The organism is Mulberry dwarf phytoplasma, from assembly GCF_056504655.1.
Genome location: NZ_CM151418.1, coordinates 71,842 through 89,588 on the forward strand (window position 1 = coordinate 71,842; position 17,747 = coordinate 89,588).

Sequence of the window (17,747 nt, forward strand, 5' to 3'; positions counted from 1 at the left end):
TTTATTTTGTTTACTATCAGGATTAATTATTTATCAGTTATTAAGCCACTATCACAGTACATTATATTCTTTTTTACAAACCAAAATAACAAATATAAAGGAATTGATTTTATTTTTAATTGGCTTTAAATTAATCATTATTTTGATATGTTGTTTTTATAAATTAAGTCTTTATTATTGGAATTGTTTTTTGCCGATAGCTCTTCATTTGATGGTTATATTAGTAGGTTTTTTATATGCTACTTTATTTTGCTTTTACCGCTTTTATGGGAAACAATATTTGGACTTTCCCCCTTTTATTCAACATTTAATTCCTTTAATATCTTTGTTAATTACTATTTTGATTTTAGTTTTTATTACTGTTTTATATAAAATAAATAAAATTAAAGTTTATCCTGGATTCATTAAAGTTTTAAAAATATTTTTTCTTATTAGTTTTATTGGTGAAATTATTTGTTTTTTTATACTGCTATCATAATTATTTTTCTAACTTCTTTTTTCTTATTATCCTTATATTTTTATCCTTAATAACTTTTATCATAGGTATTTTAAGGTGGGTTTATGTTTTACATCAATTAGATAACTTTGCTAAAAATAAAGTGCTTGCCAAAGAATGTGAATGGATTTTAGTGAATTTTTTATGGCTTTCTAGTATGGAAGTATTTTGTAGTATATTTGAACTTTTTATATATGTTATTACTTATTTAGGTAATATAAAAAATGATAAAAGATAAAAATTTAAGTATTTATATTAAATTGGAAAGAGATATTTAATATTATTATAATTATTTTTCGTTTATTTAAGGGTAAAAAATAAATTCATTAACTACAAATAAAACATAATTCATAATTATAACCTCAAACTATTTACTTAGTTTGAGGTTTTTATATCTTACAATAATTATTAAAAAACAAACTTATGTTTTACAATCAATTAATAGTTTAAAGAAATGTTTGAAAGAAACCCAAAAACAAGAACAAAAGGAAAAAAGATTAATTGAAATTCAAATTTTTGAATGGTCTAGATTAGTTGGCAGCATTTCTTATTTGTTTGCTCTTTTTTTATTTTATTATGGTATAAATAAAGAATTAGGTTAATTATATAAAATATTTAATATTGTGTGTTTCTTTCCTTTTTTAATATCTAGTTTATTAATAGATTATAGAACTTTTAATATTTTTTTAATATGTTAGTTAATTTTGTTTATAATATAAAGAACAAAAGAAAAAACCTCACTGAACCCCAAACACTTATAATTAAATATTTTTTAGATATTTTGCTATTTTTATAATTAAAAAATGTTATAATACAAATGTAAAAATCCCTTTTATTTAAAGTGTTAAAAGTTGGTTTTTTATTGGTTGGTCTTTTGACTTTAAAGTATTGTTTTGCGTTTTTCTTTTTGAGTTTTGCAATAATTGAATTTCAACCCATTTAAAAAAACATCCCATTTTTGATTTTTCAAATTATTTTTTCATATTTGTTATTTATTAAAATTGTTTTATAAAAATATTAAAATCTAAAATTTTAAAGAGTTTTGAATCCTTTTTTGACTTTTGTTATTCCTTTATTTTGATACAATAACTAAAATAATTACAAAATTTATCTTTAATTTTTTATTAAAAAGGAGTTTTGAAATGATAGAAAATTATAATTTTACCTCTAAATCTTTGCAATTTGCTAAAGGTTTTAAAGCTTTTATTGCTCGTGGTAATGTCATTAATTTAGCTGTTGCAGTTGTAATAGGACAACTTTTTGCCAAAATTGTAAGTTCTTTGGTAGCAGATATTATTATGCCTCTTTTTTCTTTGTTGTTTAATTATACTGGGGCTTTAAAAGATTTGAAATTGGAAATTAAAGCTAATACTTATCTTGGTTATGGTAATTTTTTGCAAACTATTTTAGAGTTTTTGTTTCTTTCTTTTATTATTTATACTATTTTAACTTTAATGTCATGGAAAAATCCTTTGCAAAAGGATAAAGTCGATAAGAATATGTTACTTTTACAACAAAGTCTTGATAAAGAAATCGCTTTATTAGAAGAAATTAAAGATATTTTGAAATCAAATAAGTAATTGCAAGTTAGTATTAACAATAAATATTATTTAGTTGTTATTAAAGCAATTATAAGGGACTATTTTTAATAGTCTTTTTTTATTACGTTTTATTATTTTAATTATATTTTCACTCTTTTTATCCTTATTTTTTACCATTATTACTTGAAAGAAATTGCAACAAAAAAATTAACCATATAAACAAAGGAATTGTGAGTTTAGACTAATGAAAATTATTTGGAAATATTTATTCAAATACAAAATGTTGCTGTTATTAAATTTAATTGCTGTTTTGTTTGTTTGTTGTGGTGAATTGGGAATTCCTTTTATAATTGGTAAATTTATTATTGATTATAATAAAAATCAAATTGATCCTTTCGCACTTTTAGGGTTTTTAGCTTTATGTGCTTGTTGTGGTTTTATAGGAAATCTAATTCTTAATTATTGTGCTTCCAAAGTATCATCCTTGCTTTTTCAAGATTTAAGCGTCGATATTTTTAAAAAAGTACAAACTTTTTCGCCCACTGAGATGAAACAATTAGGGATTTCTTCTATCCTTAACTATACTACTTTGGATGTTTTTCAAGTAATGAATTTCATTTCTGTTTTTTACCGTACTGCTGTTGTGTCTCCCATTATGCTTGTAGTTAGTGTTGTTTCTATTTTTTATGTAGCTTCTTTTTTGCTTTTAGGAATCCTTTTTGTTGCTCCTTTTTTAGTTTTAACCTTATTTATTATTCTTAAAAAATCTTATATTTTATCACAGCAACAACAAAAAAAATTAGATGAATTAAATGTTATTACTCGCGAAAATTTAATTGGGATTAAATCTATTCGTGCTTTTCGCCAAAGTCAATATGAAACTTCTCGTTTTTCTAAAGTAAATCATAAATATAGTTTTTTTTCTATTAAATTATTTAATTTTATGGTTTCTATTGATCCTATCTTTTATTTGTTTTTAAATTGTTCTATTTTGATTAATGTTGGAGTAGGAGTATATTATTTAACTCAAAGTCATCCTGATTTTACTACGGGAAAACTTCTTTCATGTATTGATTATCAATTTCATGTTTTATTTGCTATTTTAGATTTTTTATTACTCTTTATGATGTTTCCTAAAACTTTGGTATCTGTTAGAAGAATTGAAAATGTTTTAAATATTACCCCTAAAATTAAAAATGTTTGTAAACCTTTAAAACCGCAAATGCCTTTTCAAACTTTGTCTTTTGAAAATGTCACTTTTACTTATCCTGATGCTACACAACCCATGTTAGAAAAGATTAATTTTAGTATGAAACAAGGACAAATTGTAGCTTTTGTAGGTGCTACTGGTTCAGGAAAATCAACCCTAATAGGGCTTATTCCTCGCCTTTATGATGTGTGCGAAGGTGCTATTAAAATTAATGATATTGATATTAAAGAATATGATCTTAATTATTTGCGTAATAAAATTAGTTTTATTTCTCAAAAAAATGTTTTATTTAAAGGAACTATTAGAAGTAATTTAGCTTTTGGCAAACAAAATCCTCAAGAAAATCAAATGACAGAAGCATTGCAACTTGCTCAAGCTTATCAAATTGTACAAAATAAAAATCATAAATTTAATGAAATAGTAAGTGAATTAGGTACTAATTTTTCAGGGGGACAAAAACAAAGGCTTTCTATGGCAAGAGGATTTCTTAAAAAACCTGATATCTATATTTTTGATGATTCTTTTTCAGCTCTTGATTATAAAACTGAATATGAAATTAGAAAAGCTTTTTTTGAAATGAAAGATCAAGCCTTAGTGTTAATTGTTGCTCAAAGACTTACTTCTGTTATTAATGCTGATAAAATTATTGTTTTAGAAGAAGGAAAAATGAAAGCTATAGGAACTCATCAAGAATTAATGAAAAATTGTCTTCTTTATCAAGAAATTGCCAAATCCCAAAATTTAGAGGTTGTTGTATGAAAAGAATTTTGAGATATTTAAAACCTTTTAAAAAACAAATTAATTTAGGGATTTTCTTAATTTTTGTAGCTTGCCTTTTTAATGTTTTTTTGTTTTATTTTGAAGGTAGATTTATTACTGATAAAATTCAAAATTATTATAAAGATAAAAATTCCTTTTCTGTTCCTTTTTTTGGCAATGATATTATGTCTTATATTATCTTTATTTTATGTATTAATTTATTTTTATATTTTGTTGTTGTTATGTGTCGTGTCTTTTTTAATAAAATGTTAATTTCATCTATTCATCAAGGGATGAGAGATTTGCGTCAAGATGTGCAAAAAAAAATTCATCGTTTACCTATTAAATACTTTGATTCTAATACTTTAGGAAATATTATGAGTCGGATGACAAATGATATTGAAGTTATTTCTAATGCCTTGCAACAATCTTTTTCTATTATGTTAGCTGCTTTTTTAATGATTGTAATGATTGTTTGTTTTATGTTTGTTTTACATCTTTTTTTAGGTATTATTGTCTTTATGATGATTCCTTTTTCCTTTTATGCTATTTATAAAGTGTTTACTAAATCACAGAAAATCTTTATTCAAAGGTTTGATGCATCAGGGAATCATCATGGTTTTTTACAAGAAAAATATACTGGATATAAAGAAATTATTTTATATAATCAACAAAATACAGTTATTGAAGAGTTTAGTTATCAAAGTAAGTATTTAGAAAAGTTAGTTTTTAAATCTAATTTTTTGTCTGGATTAACTTCGCCAATTGTATGTTTATTTACTCATTTTACTTTAATTGCAGTTAGTATGATGGGATTTTTTTTGATTGAAGGACATAATATACCTCTTTTTTTAACTAAATTAGGAGTAGGAGTTATTGGAATAGGACTTTTTAGATGTTTTTTACAATTTGTGTGGCGTTTAGGGAATCCCATTATTGAAATAGGTCATATGTCAGTTTTATTACAATCTGCTAATGCTGCTTCTAGAAGAGTATTTGCTTTTTTAAATGAAATTGAAGAAGCTCCTGAAGTGCTCAAACCTCAAGTTATTGCCAATCCTCAAGGAGAAGTTGTTTTTGAAAATGTTTCTTTTGGTTATAATAAAAGAGATATGTTATTAAGGAATATTAATTTTGTTGCCAAGCCAGGACAAACCATAGCTATTGTAGGTCCTACAGGTTCAGGTAAATCTACTTTAATTAATCTTTTAATGCGTTTTTATGATATTAATGCAGGGTCTATTAAAGTTGATGGAGTTGATATTCGCGAGTTAAAGAAAGATAATTTAAGAACTATTTTTGGAATGGTATTACAAGATACTTGGTTTTTTAAAGATACTATTTGGCAAAATATTAAATATGGTAAACAAGATGTAACTGATGAAGAAGTAATACAAGCAGCCAAGCAAGCTCAAGTTAATTATTTTATTAATACTAAGCCTAATGGTTATCAGATGCAAATTAATGAAGAAGCAGATAACTTATCACAAGGAGAAAAACAATTAATTACTATTGCAAGGACTATTTTAAGTAATCCTAAAATATTAATTTTGGATGAGGCTACTTCTAATGTAGATACTAGAATTGAAATTTTGTTACAACAAGCCATTCAAAAGTTAATTCAAAATAAAACTGCTTTTGTTATTGCTCATAGATTGTCTACTATTGTTAATGCTGATAAGATATTAGTGCTTCATAGAGGGGCTATTATTGAACAAGGAACACATCAAGAATTATTAAATTATAAAGGATTTTATTATAAACTATATCAAAGTCAATTTCAAAAATAAGATATAATATTAATATTAAATATAAAGATCAACTATAAAAATAGTTGGTCTTTTCCTTATTTGTAAGTTATTATTTTATTATTTAAAGATTGTTTATTGGTGTTGTTGGTTTTAGGTGATATGTTATAATAAGAATAATCAATTGCGATAATGTATAAAAAAATTATGGGAGATTATATTTGTGTTGTAAACTGGATAATTATTTGATTGATTTATTTTCAAAACTATAAATTATTATAGAGTGAATATTTTGAGATCATAACCGAATTTAAAAAGGAGTAAAAAAATGAAACAAATTAAATCTTCATATATTATATATACTTTTGTTATAATTATTTTTATTCCTTAATAAAAAAAGAATTAATTTCTGATGATTTTATAAAAGGATTAAATGATAAAATTTTTGATTTAGATTATTTAAAAATTTGTTTACCTAATTCAAAAGATATAGAAAATTATGATGAATTATCTACTACTATTAAAATTTATAATGAAAAAGTTAACCAATTAGAAAAACAACATAAATTTAATCAAATTACTGAATCTTATTATAAGAAATGTTATTTAAAATTATGTGTTTTATTTAAGGAAATTTCTAAAAATATTTATAAAGTAAAAAAAAAGATAATGGTTATGAGACTCGTTTAAAAAGGTTTAATTATTTTATGTTTGAACCTTTGGAACGAATTAAATATTATAAAAAACATTTAAAAGAAAAAAAAGAAGAAAGGTATTTGTCATTAAGTGATGATGATTTGAAATTTGATTATTCTTTAAAAAAGCAATTAAAAGAAAATAAATTGCAAGAAATTAAACCAAAATCAAAAATTTTAAGGCATTATCGAGATTCTTCACAAAATGCTAAGGATAAACTTTTATATAATTTCAAAGATTCTAAAAAAATATCTTTTATTACTTTGACAGCTCCTTATGATGATTTACAAGGTAAAACTATAAAATATACTCATGAACCTGATATTATGGGGCAAGTAAGGAAACGTTTTATTCGTTTAGTGAGAAAAAGTTATTTATCAAATTTATTTCAACAATTCTCTCAAAAAGATTTGGTTTATTCTAAAATGCAAGATTTTCGTTATTTTTGGTCTTTGGAAACTACTAAATTAGGAGTTATTCATTATCATATTATTTTTAATATTGATGTTTTAAATTCTTTTGGTGTATATTCTCGTTATTTGTGTGCTGATAAAGATTATGCTTTGTGTTTGAAAAACCGACCTATTAAAGGGAATAAGAGTATTTTTTATGATGATTATTTAATGCATAAAATAGATGAAAAAGGTAATATTAAAATACCTCAAAATTATTACGAGAAAAAGAATGTTAAAGTGCCAAAAATTACTTTGCTTTGGGCTAATGCTTATGCATCTGTTATGAATAAAAATAATATAAAACATTATAAACATTTAAATCCAATTAGTCAAAACGTTCAAATTTTTAGACCATCAAAAAAAATCTTTTATTTGAAAAAATTGAAATTAGTAAATGTAAAGTTTTTTATAAAGGTACTTTTGATAAAAAAGATTATGTTAATAAAATTGTTTCATATGTTAGTAAATATGTTTCTAAAAATGATAAACAAATTGAATCAAATTCTAATAAAGGAATTGATTTTTATAGTCGTCATTTGTTTGGATTTTCTCGTACATGTTTTTCTTGTCCTCAAAAATCTTTTTTGGCATTATTTCCTTATGATATAATTAAAGAAATAGAATTAAGTTCATTTCCAATTGTTAATTTTAACTTTTCTAATATATTTGAATGGAATATTAAACAAAGAGTTAATGAAAGAAATATTAAAATTCCACATAATTTAACTTTGTTGTTTAAATCTTATATGAATCCAAATCAATTTCAAAATTCTAATTATTTTAGTTTAAATTTATCTAGTATTCAACCAAAAAATTATTTTCTTAATAAGAATGAACTGTTCCATTTTTTTAGACACTTTTTTATTTAAAAATTACTCTTTAAGACTTAAAATTAAATAGATAATTTCTTATCTTTACAAACTACTTTGTTAGTTTGTAAAGATATTTTTTTTAAATATTTTATCCCTACACTATATATATAAGCCGAAAAAATAAAAAAACTCCTCATTTAAAGGGTGTCTAAATCAAGACTAGGGTAATATACCCTAATTGGATTTAAATCAATGCGAGAGGGGCATTTCTGAATCAAGGGGCCTTCTTGATTTCCTTCCCTGTTTTAGGATCGTACTCGATGATGTAGTCAATTGTTTTACCGTCAGAATTGTACCAGGTATACTTGATTTCATTCCCTGTTTGGGGGTCGTACTCGCCGATGGACTTGATTGTACCGTCAGATTTGTATAAGGTCCACTTGATTTCCTTCCCTGTTTGGGGGTCGTACTCGCCGATGGACTTGATTGTACCGTCAAAATTGTATGAGGTATACTTGATTATATATCCTGTTTGGGGATCGTACTCTACTTTGGGCGATACATTAGTAATTGGGATTTCTCGTTTGGGTTGGTTAGCATTAGTAGTAGTAGTGGATTCGATGGGATAAGAAGGTTTATCATTATGCGGTGTTTGTGGTTTGGGTTGGTTAGCTTTAGTTGTGTTAGTGGACTCGATAGGATAAGAAGGTTTATCATTATGTGGTTTTAGTGGTTTTGTGTTAGATTGGTGGGGGTAATGGTTACTACCAACATTATCATCTCTGCCTTGAGATGATAATTTCTTGGTGGTGCCGAAATTTACGGAAAGCCAAAGAAGCCCCGCGCAAATTAACAAAACTGCCACAATAACAAGGGTAGCTTTCCAAACTGATTTCGTTTGGTTGGGTGATTGATAATTCATTTTATTTTTTCTCCTTTTTTAACTTATTAGGGTACAAACAATATCCCTTACCTTTATTTTACTCTTTTTTTTTTTTTTTGTACCGAAATCGCCCCTCTGGGGAGGGGATAATTAATTTGTGATTTTAAGAGATCCAGTAATTATTTGTCCTTCGGTTTGATTCAAACTTGGGTTTGACATTAGTTCTTCAATTTTTTTGGTTTTTTGAGGGAGTGTGAGATTAGGGTCGTTTGCGATGTTGAGATATTGATTTCTCGCCTGTTCGATTTGGTTGATAGTAGGTTCTAAATCTTCGATCGTGTTGTCATAATTATTTACGTTACAATATTTAAATTTTTTCCCACAGATGGCGGCATTTCTTGTTTTGGATATTTTTTCGTGCTCGGTTTTTTCTTCTGAGGTAAGTTCATTGAAGTTTCGATTGTTTATTATGGCTTCAAGCTTTTCTAATGCATATGTTACATCTCTTAGAAGAAGATGGCACTTTAGGTGTTATTTTACCATCTGGAGTTTTATGCGCTTCTACACCCGGAGTAATAGAATTTAGAAAATTTTTAGTAGAAAATCAATATATTGATACAATTATACAATTACCCCTAAATATTTTCCCTTATGTATCTGAAACAACCATTACTTATATTTTAATTATACAAAAATGTGTAGAAAATCAAAAACATCAAATTCGTTTTATTGATGCATCAGAAATGCATGAAAGAATTAAAAGTGGTATTTTTCTAAGACAATTAGGCAAAAAAAATATTAAAGATATAATGGAAATGGTGTCATAAAATAAAAAAAATGACAAAATGTCAATAGCAAATATAGAGCAAATTAGAAAAAATAATTATGTTTTAACCACAAACTTATATTGTTCAAATCATTTGCAAGAAAACAAAGAGGTAAATATAAAAAATATTGCGATTTTCAAAAGAGAAATAGAATTATTAGAAACTAAAAAAAATAATTTATCTCAAAAAATACAACAAATAGAAAAAGAGATTGAATTATTTTTCGAAAATTCTAAAGAAAGAAAAGAAATAGCAATTAAAGATATAATACAAGAAATAACAAAAACAAATAAAGATAGCTCCCCTTATGATATTTGTAGTCTAGATTGTAAAAAAGGTTTGATTTTAAGAGATAATAAAAAACAATTTAAAAAAAATTAAAAATTATAGAATAGCATATCCCAACAATATTGTTATGAACAACAGAGATTTCTTAAAACATAAATCAATTGCTTATAATATTTATAATAAACCAGTATTGATTTCTAATATTTATTCAGTTTTTGAAGTTAAAGAGGGGTTTGATGCTAATTTTATATTGAATTTTTTAAAAAATTCTCAAGTTCATAAAAAATTAAAGGTTATTGGAAAACAAGGGGTAATATCCGAAATTGATAAAAATGTTTTTTATCAACTAACTTTTAAATTACCCGCTTTAAAAGAACAAAAACAAATAAATGTTTTTTTCAATAATTTATCTAAATTATTAAATGATATTGAAAATATTTCCATAGAAATACGCCAACTTCAAAAAGAAAAACAAGAATATTATTATTTATTATAATTATATAATTTATTCCTTACTTTTTCTTGCTTTTATTCTCCATTTTTTTAAAATACAAAAGACATTCATTAAATGAATGTCTTTTTTTGTAAATTGATATATGCTTAATGCAAATCTAAATTTAATATAAACCCTAAACCACTTTCACCAACTTCCAACTGTTAAAATGAAAAATATTTTCAAAATGCTAGTATAATATAATAGAGTGTTTTGATTAAAATATATGAAGGATATGATATTGACAGCGATATTTAGAAGTATATTTTTTCAAAATCCTAAATTATATTTCTAATCATAAATAAAATACATAAATTAACTAATAAAAATTGGAGACCAAAACTAAGATTCCCAAACAAATTTTTTTGCAAACAAAACCACCCAAAAAGCCCAAACCCCAAATAAACCAAATAAAAAGAAAAAGGACTTATAAAATGCAAAAACAATCAAATTTCATCAAAACCATCATTCAAAAAGACCTCCAAAGCGGAAAATGCAGCCAAATCATTACACGTTTCCCGCCCGAACCCAATGGTTTTTTACATTTAGGACACGCCAGAGCCATCATTATTAATTTTGAATTGGCACATTTTTTTGAAGGCAAAACCCTTTTACGTTATGATGACACCAACCCTTCCAAAGAAAAACAAATTTATGTTAATGCCATCCTCAATGACATCAAATGGCTGGGATACACTCCTTACAAAATCACTTTTGCCTCAGATTATTTCCCTCAAATGTATCAAATGGCACTTTTTTTAATCAAACAAGGAAAAGCCTATGTTGATGACCAAACCGCTGAACAAATTGCCCAAAGTCGCGGTAATTTAACCCAAAAAGGTACCAATTCTCCTTATCGCAATCGTAGTATTGAAGAAAATATCTTGCTATTTGAACAAATGAAAAAAGGAAAATTTGTAGAAGGTAGCAAAGTTTTGCGTGCCAAAATTGATATGCAAAGCCCTAACCTTAATTTGAGAGACCCTATTTTGTACCGTATTCTTTCTGCTTTTACTTTAAAACAAAAACATTGGCATATTTTCCCTACCTATGATTACGCTCATCCATTGGAAGATTCCTTTGAAAACATCACACATTCTTTGTGTTCTTTGGAATTCGAAGACCACAGACCTTTATATGATTGGATAATCAAAGAAACAAAAGCCAAACATACTCCACGCCAAATTGAATTTGGAAGACTTAATCTTACCCAAACTTTGATGAGCAAAAGACATCTTAATAATTTGGTAGAAAAAAACTTAGTAACAGGTTGGGATGACCCTAGAATGCCAACTTTATCAGGCATCCGCAAAAAAGGCTACACTCCTGAAGCTATCAAAAATTTTGTCCTTGAAACAGGCTTATCCAAAGTAAATTCACAAGTCAAACAAGAAATGTTAGAATCTTTTGTAAGAGATGACCTTAAAGGAAAATCCTTGCCTCGCATGGCAGTTATAAACCCCCTCAAACTTACTATTACTAACTTTCCTGAAAACCAAATAGAAACTCTCAAAGCTCCTTGGACTAATAATTTTCATACTTGTAAATGTTGCAACACATCTCAAACCCAAAGAAAAACCCCAGAACAAAATCAAGAACAAACAAAAGGAAAAGAACAAACCCAAGAAAGAGAAATTTATTTTTCCCGCCATCTCTACATTGAAAAAGACGATTTTGCACTCCAAAAACCAGATAAAAATTATAAAAGATTAACTTTGGGCGAAGAAGTAAGATTATTTCATGCTTATTTTGTTAAAGCTTACGATGTTGTCAAAAACAACAAAGGAGAAATAACAGAAATTCTTGCAACATACGACCCCCAAACCAAAAGCGGCAGCGGCTTTAAAGATAGAAAACCAAACGGAACTATTCATTTTGTAGAAGCAAAGACTGCTTGCAAAGCCACTTTTAATTTTTTTGCTCCACTACTTTGCACAAATGGCAATTTCAACGATAAATCCTGGCATATCAAAAAAGGTTTTGTAGAATCAAGTTTACAAAAAAGCTGTTGTTGCAAAAACCATTTGCAATTTCTAAGACAAGGTTATTTTGCAGCAGACAAAATCACAAAAGACACAAATGGAAAAACGCAAGAACTTAATTTCAATGAAGTAGTAAGCTTAAAATCAAATCCTCAAAAATAAATTTGTTCTACTAAAAAAATAAAAACTAATAAATCCCATCAAATCACCCAACCAAAAAACACTCCCAGAAAAAACAACACAAAACAAAAAGGATAAACAACGAAATAAAAGGTATAAAAATGTTTTCCAATAAAACCAATTTTTTAGAAAAATTAAATAAACCCCAACTTGCAGCAGTCACAAGCAATGCTAAATCTTTTTATCTAGCAGCAGGAGCAGGCACTGGTAAAACCACCACTTTAACTGCTAAAATTGCTTATTTAATCGAACAAAAAAACTTACCAAGCAACCAAATTTTAGCCCTTGCTTTCACCAACAAAGCTGCCAAACAAATGCAAGAAAAACTTGCCAAAATGATTGGTCAAGAAAAAACCAAAGGCATTACTATTTGCACTTTTCACTCTTTGGGAAACCAAATTTTGAAAAAATTTATCCCCTTTTTGCCATTTTCATATCGCACCAATTTTAAAATTTTAGATGACAACGACTGCAAAAAAATCATCAAAGACATTTTAAAAGAAATGAATATCGACCCCAAAAGAATAAAAATTAGCGAATTAAGAAAAAACATTTCTGCTATCAAAAGAAAACACGAACCACAAAACAAAGACACTTTGCAACACGCAACCCAAAAAGAACACATTTTTCAACGTGAAAACAGATACGAATTCGAAATACCAATCAAAGCTAAATATCAAATTTTTTTGCAAAACAATAATTTAGTTGATTTTGATGACCTTATTTTATATACGCACCAACTGCTCCAAGAAAATGCCGATGTAAGGGCTTTTTATCAACAAAAATTCCAATATTTATTAGTTGATGAATTCCAAGATACTGATTTTTTCCAATACCAAATTTTGACTCTTTTAGCCCAAAACCACCAAAATATTTTTGTAGTAGGAGATCCTGACCAAAACATTTATTCTTTTCGAGGAGCCAGATTTGAAAACAGCCAATTGTTCTTAAATAAATTTAGTCCTCAAGTAGCTTTTTTGGAACAAAATTACCGTTCTTCTAAAAACATCCTAGACAAAGCCAACCTTTTGATTAAACACAACGAAGACCATCCTTTTAAAAAAAATCTCAAAAGCACTAAAAGCGGAGGCGAACCTGTTATTTACAAGTTTTTTTCAGATTATAAAGAAGAGACAGACTACATCACAAAAACCATCCAAAACCTTGTTTTACAAGGTATTTGCAGCTATCAAGATTTTACTATTTTATATCGTACTAACATTTTGGGACGCCCTTTGGAAGAAAAATTCTTAGCAAACAGCATTCCTTATCAAGTTTTTGGAGGTATTTCCTTTTACCAAAGCAAAGTAGTCAAAGATTTTTTAGCTTATCTCAATGTTATTGCAAATCCCTCACAAGATTTTGATTTCAAACGCATCATTAACACCCCTAAAAGAGGAATTGGAACAACTTCACTTGCACATCTAGAACAACTTGCCCAAGAAAAAAACTTAGCTCTCTTTGACGCCCTTAACTACCTAGACCAAACTCCAATTCAACCAAATACCAAAACTAAACTAAACGAATTTCAAAAATTAATTACAGCTTTACGCCAAGAACTAATTAATGATTCTTTTGACTGTCTTAGTGATATAATTACTCATATTGATGAAAAAATTAAGTATTGTCACAAAAACGATGAAACTTACAAAATGCAATCAATAAAAGATTCTGAGCCTGCTTTACATTACATCGAAGAATTAAAATCAGTTTTTATGCAAGCAGAAAAAAATTTGGAAGGAAACATTTTTGAAAAACTAACCCAACTTTTAGATCAAATATCTTTGTATAGCGAAATTAACGAACAAACCGAACAAGACCCCAAAACCCCAAGCAAAAACGATCGCGTTAAACTTTCTACTATTCACAAAGTCAAAGGTTTAGAATTTAGAGTGGTTTTTATAGCTGCTTTTGAAGATATTTTTTTTTATTACAACCAAAAAGAAAAAAGCGATTTAGAAGAATCAAGACGTCTAGCTTATGTAGCAATTACAAGAGCCGAAGAAAAGTTATTTTTAACTGGGGCTTATCAAAGAGTTTCATATGGCAAACAAATAGACAGTCAACCTTCACGCTTTTTACAAGAAATGGGCTTTTTTCCAAAAGAAACCCCAAGACCAAATTATTTTTCCCCACATTTATTTCAACCAAACCAATCAAACCAAGTATCTTACACTAATGAAAATGGCTTTTTTCAAAAAGGAGACAAAGTCAAACACAAAACTCTCGGCTTGGGCGTAGTGGAAGCCATCATGCAAGATTTAATCCAAGTACGCTTTATAAATTCCCAAAATATAAAAATATTTGAAAATACAACTGCTTTTCTTGCTAAAATAAAAGAGTAAGAAAATTTTAAACATTTATCAAAAAACGAATCATCAATCATTATTTTATTAAATCGATTAGAAATTTAAAAACAACAAAACAACAAAATCAAATTACCAAAATCAAAGGAGATTTTTATGAATTATACCGTTTTTTTTGTAACTATTTGTACTTTTATCGTTTTAAGTACTTTATTTTTAGCAGATAGCAACGACAGCTTTTCTTTGGGAAATTCTTTTTCCGAACAAAAACAAGGACGCAAAATCAAAGGCGAACAATTCTTCTTAAACTGCTTTCTTACTGTTTTAACCATGGCTTTTTTTGGACTTTCCTTTTGGTGCCAACAATAGTTGATGCCATATGCAATTAGAACAAAATACCTTAGCTTGGCACAATCATCGCAAAAAATACATTAATGCTTCCGAAGTAGCAGCTATCATGGGCTTAAATCCATTTGAAACCAAAGAGCAATTATTAAAAAGAAAAGTTTTTGGCACTCCAATCGAAGACAACGAAGCAATGAAACGCGGACGAATTTTGGAACCCCAAGCAAGAAATTTTTTCAACCAAACACAAAAAATGCAATTCGAACCCAAAGCCTTTGTCAAAGATTTCATGTCTGCTTCTTTGGATGGATGGGACGCCCAATCCCAAAGCCTCTTAGAAATCAAATGCCCCATTTCTTTTGCCTCTTATACTTGGCAATCCTTTTTAAATGAAGGAAAAATCCCTACTATCTATTATGCCCAACTCCAAGCCCAAATTTATTGTTCTCAATCAATTAAAGCTTACTTTTTGGTCTATCAAAACGACCAAACCAACAAAAATATCGAAGTCAAAGAAGACCCGAATTTTATCACAAACATGCTTGAACAGTGCAGTCATTTTTTTCAATTATACTTAAAAACTAAACAATTACAAAAACAACTTCAAATTTAAAATTACTCATTTATATAAATATAAAAATACATTATTACTATTGCATTTCATTTAACCGTATTTATGACAAATTTCACCATAAAAAACGACCATAAACAAAAGATAAAACCACTTACAAAAATATTTAATTATTTTTTTGCTTTTTCTTATTGACAAACAACAAAAAAAGAGATATACTATAAGTAGTATTGCTAATTTTTAATTTGAGATTACGGAAAGGAGATATTAATGCCAAAAACTGTTTTTCGTAAAGGAGAAACTATCGAAGAAACGCTACGTCGTTTTAAAAGAGAAGTTTCTAAATCTGGTGTTCTAGCAGAAGCGCGTCGCAAAGAACATTATATTAAACCAAGCGTACAAAAGAAAAATCGCCAAAAAAATATGCGTAGTAAAAAGCGTTAATGTTTTAATCAATTAAAAGCTACTTGAAATAAGTTGCTTTTTTTATTTTATATTTGCTTATATTTGCTTAAGTTTTTTTTGCAAATGTCTTTTTATTTTATTCGTTCAAATGTTCGCTCAAATCATCAAAAAATAATCTCATTATTAAAAATTACCAAAAAAACAACTCAATTGCAACCAAAACTACAACCACCACCCAAACCCCAAATAGGAAATGCTAAATGATCATTAAAATCCACAATCAAACTTATTTTTGCATCACACCTTTTAAATCTTTATTAATTAAAATGTTTTTACCCATCAAAGAAAAAAAATTAATGCATCTCATTTTTGTTACCAACGAAAAAATTCAAGAACTTAATTCCTTTTATCGCCAAAAAAATTATCCCACAGATGTTTTGTCTTTTACTAATGATTTAACTTTTTTTGCAGGCTTAGAAGACAATTCTTTAGGCGATGTTTTTATTTCTTTTTCCAAAGCCCAAGTCCAAGCACAAACAGCCAAGCACAGTTTAGAACGCGAAATTGCTTTTTTAGCAGTGCATGGTTTTTTGCATCTTAAGGGTTATCAACACCGCACCGAAGAAGAGTTTCAAATAATGCTTGCTTTACAAGAAAAAATTTTACAAAACGTAGGTCTAAATTTAGACAAAACCACATAAAACAGCAGCAGCAGCCCCAAATCCCATAAAAACCAAACAAAAAGAAATAAACCAAAATAAAAACACCCGCACAAACACCAACAAGGAAAAAGAAAAACAAAAAAATAACTAAGAAATTGAGGACTTACATGGATTTTAAATCTGGTTTTATTGCTATTTTGGGACGCCCAAACGTCGGCAAATCAACTCTTCTAAACGCATTAACCCAACAAAAAGTTGCCATCACAAGCGCCAAACCCCAAACAACACGCCACAAAATTATTGGCATTTGCCACGAACCTAACGCCCAATATATTTTTGTAGACACCCCAGGAATTAACCAATATAAACATTTATTGAACCAAAAAATGAACAACATCGCTTTTCAAAGCATCAAAGACGTTGATTTAATTCTCTTTTTAACAGATTCCTTTTATCATCCCAAAGAAGAAACTTTGTTAAAAATGATTTTCCAAACCAAAAAACCAGTTTTTTTAGTCATCAACAAAATTGACCGTTTAAAGAGCAAAAGCCAAATTGATGCTATTATTTTAAGCTATTTAAACCATTTTTCTTTTCAAACAGTAATCCCACTTTCTGCTATCAAAGCCAAAAACACCACTTTTTTAAAAGAAAATATCTATCAAAATATCAAACCAGGGGTCGCTTACTATCCGCAAGACATGATTACTGATCAAAAAAAAGAACTTTGGATAGCAGAAATAATCCGCGAAAAAGTCCTTTATTATGTCCACGAAGAAATCCCTCACGCCTCAGCCGTAATAATTGAAAAAATGGAACAAAAAGACCATTTATTAGAAATTTGGGGCTTGATTTTGGTAGAAAGAAGCTCTCAAAAACAAATCTTAATTGGCAAGGCAGGCTCCAAACTCAAACAAATAGGAACACATGTTCGCCAAGACCTCAATTGCCATTTGCAAATCAAAACTCACATTAATTTATGGGTCAAGGTGTATCCTAATTGGCGCAACCAAAAAGATTTATTAAGTCGCTTTGGATATTAAATAATTATAATTGAAAAAACTCAAAAAAACAAAATCAAAAAAAAA

At 27.5% G+C, this 17,747-nt stretch carries 16 protein-coding genes; 15 read left to right on the forward strand and 1 reads right to left on the reverse strand.

Annotated elements, in window-relative coordinates:
- Positions 1-954: 954 nt before the first annotated feature.
- The 5 genes from JAHGCCOI_RS00355 to JAHGCCOI_RS00375 all read left to right on the forward strand — a co-directional run bounded on the left by JAHGCCOI_RS00355 (position 955) and on the right by JAHGCCOI_RS00375 (position 7,514).
- Positions 955-1,098, forward strand: a complete 144-nt coding sequence (locus tag JAHGCCOI_RS00355; RefSeq protein WP_172642355.1) for a hypothetical protein — start codon at positions 955-957, stop codon at positions 1,096-1,098.
- A gap of 540 nt (positions 1,099-1,638) precedes the next feature.
- Complete coding sequence (mscL, locus tag JAHGCCOI_RS00360) at positions 1,639-2,076, forward strand: large conductance mechanosensitive channel protein MscL (RefSeq protein WP_479492091.1); 438 nt, start codon at positions 1,639-1,641, stop codon at positions 2,074-2,076.
- Positions 2,077-2,281: 205 nt separating this feature from the next.
- Positions 2,282-4,006 (forward strand): ABC transporter ATP-binding protein, encoded by a 1,725-nt coding sequence (locus JAHGCCOI_RS00365; RefSeq protein ID WP_479492092.1) that lies wholly within the window; start codon positions 2,282-2,284, stop codon positions 4,004-4,006.
- Positions 4,003-5,796, forward strand: coding sequence for an ABC transporter ATP-binding protein (locus tag JAHGCCOI_RS00370; RefSeq protein ID WP_479492093.1), 1,794 nt, complete (start codon positions 4,003-4,005; stop codon positions 5,794-5,796). Before JAHGCCOI_RS00365 ends, JAHGCCOI_RS00370 begins: the two co-directional genes overlap by 4 nt.
- Positions 5,797-6,461: 665 nt before the next feature.
- Entirely contained in the window at positions 6,462-7,514 is a 1,053-nt protein-coding gene (locus JAHGCCOI_RS00375) for a hypothetical protein (RefSeq protein WP_479492094.1), read from the forward strand.
- A 477-nt stretch (positions 7,515-7,991) separates the two neighbouring features.
- On the opposite strand, the gene JAHGCCOI_RS00380 is transcribed toward JAHGCCOI_RS00375, so the two are convergent.
- Positions 7,992-8,639 (reverse strand): DUF2963 domain-containing protein, encoded by a 648-nt coding sequence (locus tag JAHGCCOI_RS00380; RefSeq protein ID WP_479492095.1) that lies wholly within the window; start codon positions 8,637-8,639, stop codon positions 7,992-7,994.
- Between the two features lie 449 nt (positions 8,640-9,088).
- Here JAHGCCOI_RS00380 and JAHGCCOI_RS00385 point away from each other — a divergent pair, with 449 nt between their 5' ends.
- From JAHGCCOI_RS00385 to era, 10 genes are all read left to right on the forward strand, one after another.
- A complete protein-coding gene (locus tag JAHGCCOI_RS00385; RefSeq protein ID WP_479492096.1) occupies positions 9,089-9,427 on the forward strand; it encodes an N-6 DNA methylase in 339 nt (112 codons plus the stop codon).
- A gap of 18 nt (positions 9,428-9,445) precedes the next feature.
- Positions 9,446-9,808, forward strand: a complete 363-nt coding sequence (locus tag JAHGCCOI_RS00390) for a hypothetical protein (protein ID WP_479492097.1) — start codon at positions 9,446-9,448, stop codon at positions 9,806-9,808.
- A gap of 34 nt (positions 9,809-9,842) precedes the next feature.
- Positions 9,843-10,211: a restriction endonuclease subunit S gene (locus JAHGCCOI_RS00395; RefSeq protein WP_130427427.1), complete on the forward strand. Its 369-nt coding sequence runs from the start codon at positions 9,843-9,845 to the stop codon at positions 10,209-10,211.
- A 431-nt stretch (positions 10,212-10,642) separates the two neighbouring features.
- A complete protein-coding gene (gene glnS / locus JAHGCCOI_RS00400; protein WP_479492098.1) occupies positions 10,643-12,352 on the forward strand; it encodes a glutamine--tRNA ligase in 1,710 nt (569 codons plus the stop codon).
- Between the two features lie 119 nt (positions 12,353-12,471).
- Positions 12,472-14,715, forward strand: a complete 2,244-nt coding sequence (locus tag JAHGCCOI_RS00405) for an ATP-dependent helicase (protein WP_479492100.1) — start codon at positions 12,472-12,474, stop codon at positions 14,713-14,715.
- A gap of 117 nt (positions 14,716-14,832) precedes the next feature.
- Entirely contained in the window at positions 14,833-15,045 is a 213-nt protein-coding gene (locus tag JAHGCCOI_RS00410; RefSeq protein ID WP_042068387.1) for a hypothetical protein, read from the forward strand.
- Positions 15,046-15,055: 10 nt separating this feature from the next.
- Positions 15,056-15,634 (forward strand): YqaJ viral recombinase family protein, encoded by a 579-nt coding sequence (locus JAHGCCOI_RS00415; RefSeq protein ID WP_479492101.1) that lies wholly within the window; start codon positions 15,056-15,058, stop codon positions 15,632-15,634.
- 228 nt (positions 15,635-15,862) lie between these two features.
- On the forward strand, positions 15,863-16,036 hold the full coding sequence (gene rpsU, locus JAHGCCOI_RS00420) for a 30S ribosomal protein S21 (protein ID WP_011160972.1): 174 nt from the start codon (positions 15,863-15,865) through the stop codon (positions 16,034-16,036).
- Between the two features lie 221 nt (positions 16,037-16,257).
- Positions 16,258-16,698, forward strand: coding sequence for an rRNA maturation RNase YbeY (gene ybeY, locus JAHGCCOI_RS00425; protein WP_479492102.1), 441 nt, complete (start codon positions 16,258-16,260; stop codon positions 16,696-16,698).
- A 128-nt stretch (positions 16,699-16,826) separates the two neighbouring features.
- Positions 16,827-17,702, forward strand: a complete 876-nt coding sequence (gene era / locus JAHGCCOI_RS00430; RefSeq protein ID WP_227807076.1) for a GTPase Era — start codon at positions 16,827-16,829, stop codon at positions 17,700-17,702.
- The last annotated feature ends 45 nt before the right edge of the window (positions 17,703-17,747 follow it).

What these genes read in the sequence shown, in the direction of transcription:
- mscL (WP_479492091.1), top strand. Translation starts at nt 1,639, where the DNA reads ATGATAGAAAATTATAATTTTACCTCTAAATCTTTGCAATTTGCTAAA.
- JAHGCCOI_RS00380 (WP_479492095.1), bottom strand. Translation starts at nt 8,639, where the DNA reads ATGAATTATCAATCACCCAACCAAACGAAATCAGTTTGGAAAGCTACC.
- JAHGCCOI_RS00375 (WP_479492094.1), top strand. Translation starts at nt 6,462, where the DNA reads ATGTTTGAACCTTTGGAACGAATTAAATATTATAAAAAACATTTAAAA.
- glnS (WP_479492098.1), top strand. Translation starts at nt 10,643, where the DNA reads ATGCAAAAACAATCAAATTTCATCAAAACCATCATTCAAAAAGACCTC.
- JAHGCCOI_RS00385 (WP_479492096.1), top strand. Translation starts at nt 9,089, where the DNA reads ATGCATATGTTACATCTCTTAGAAGAAGATGGCACTTTAGGTGTTATT.
- JAHGCCOI_RS00390 (WP_479492097.1), top strand. Translation starts at nt 9,446, where the DNA reads ATGTCAATAGCAAATATAGAGCAAATTAGAAAAAATAATTATGTTTTA.
- ybeY (WP_479492102.1), top strand. Translation starts at nt 16,258, where the DNA reads ATGATCATTAAAATCCACAATCAAACTTATTTTTGCATCACACCTTTT.
- era (WP_227807076.1), top strand. Translation starts at nt 16,827, where the DNA reads ATGGATTTTAAATCTGGTTTTATTGCTATTTTGGGACGCCCAAACGTC.
- JAHGCCOI_RS00415 (WP_479492101.1), top strand. Translation starts at nt 15,056, where the DNA reads ATGCAATTAGAACAAAATACCTTAGCTTGGCACAATCATCGCAAAAAA.
- JAHGCCOI_RS00370 (WP_479492093.1), top strand. Translation starts at nt 4,003, where the DNA reads ATGAAAAGAATTTTGAGATATTTAAAACCTTTTAAAAAACAAATTAAT.
- JAHGCCOI_RS00410 (WP_042068387.1), top strand. Translation starts at nt 14,833, where the DNA reads ATGAATTATACCGTTTTTTTTGTAACTATTTGTACTTTTATCGTTTTA.
- JAHGCCOI_RS00365 (WP_479492092.1), top strand. Translation starts at nt 2,282, where the DNA reads ATGAAAATTATTTGGAAATATTTATTCAAATACAAAATGTTGCTGTTA.
- JAHGCCOI_RS00405 (WP_479492100.1), top strand. Translation starts at nt 12,472, where the DNA reads ATGTTTTCCAATAAAACCAATTTTTTAGAAAAATTAAATAAACCCCAA.
- rpsU (WP_011160972.1), top strand. Translation starts at nt 15,863, where the DNA reads ATGCCAAAAACTGTTTTTCGTAAAGGAGAAACTATCGAAGAAACGCTA.
- JAHGCCOI_RS00395 (WP_130427427.1), top strand. Translation starts at nt 9,843, where the DNA reads ATGAACAACAGAGATTTCTTAAAACATAAATCAATTGCTTATAATATT.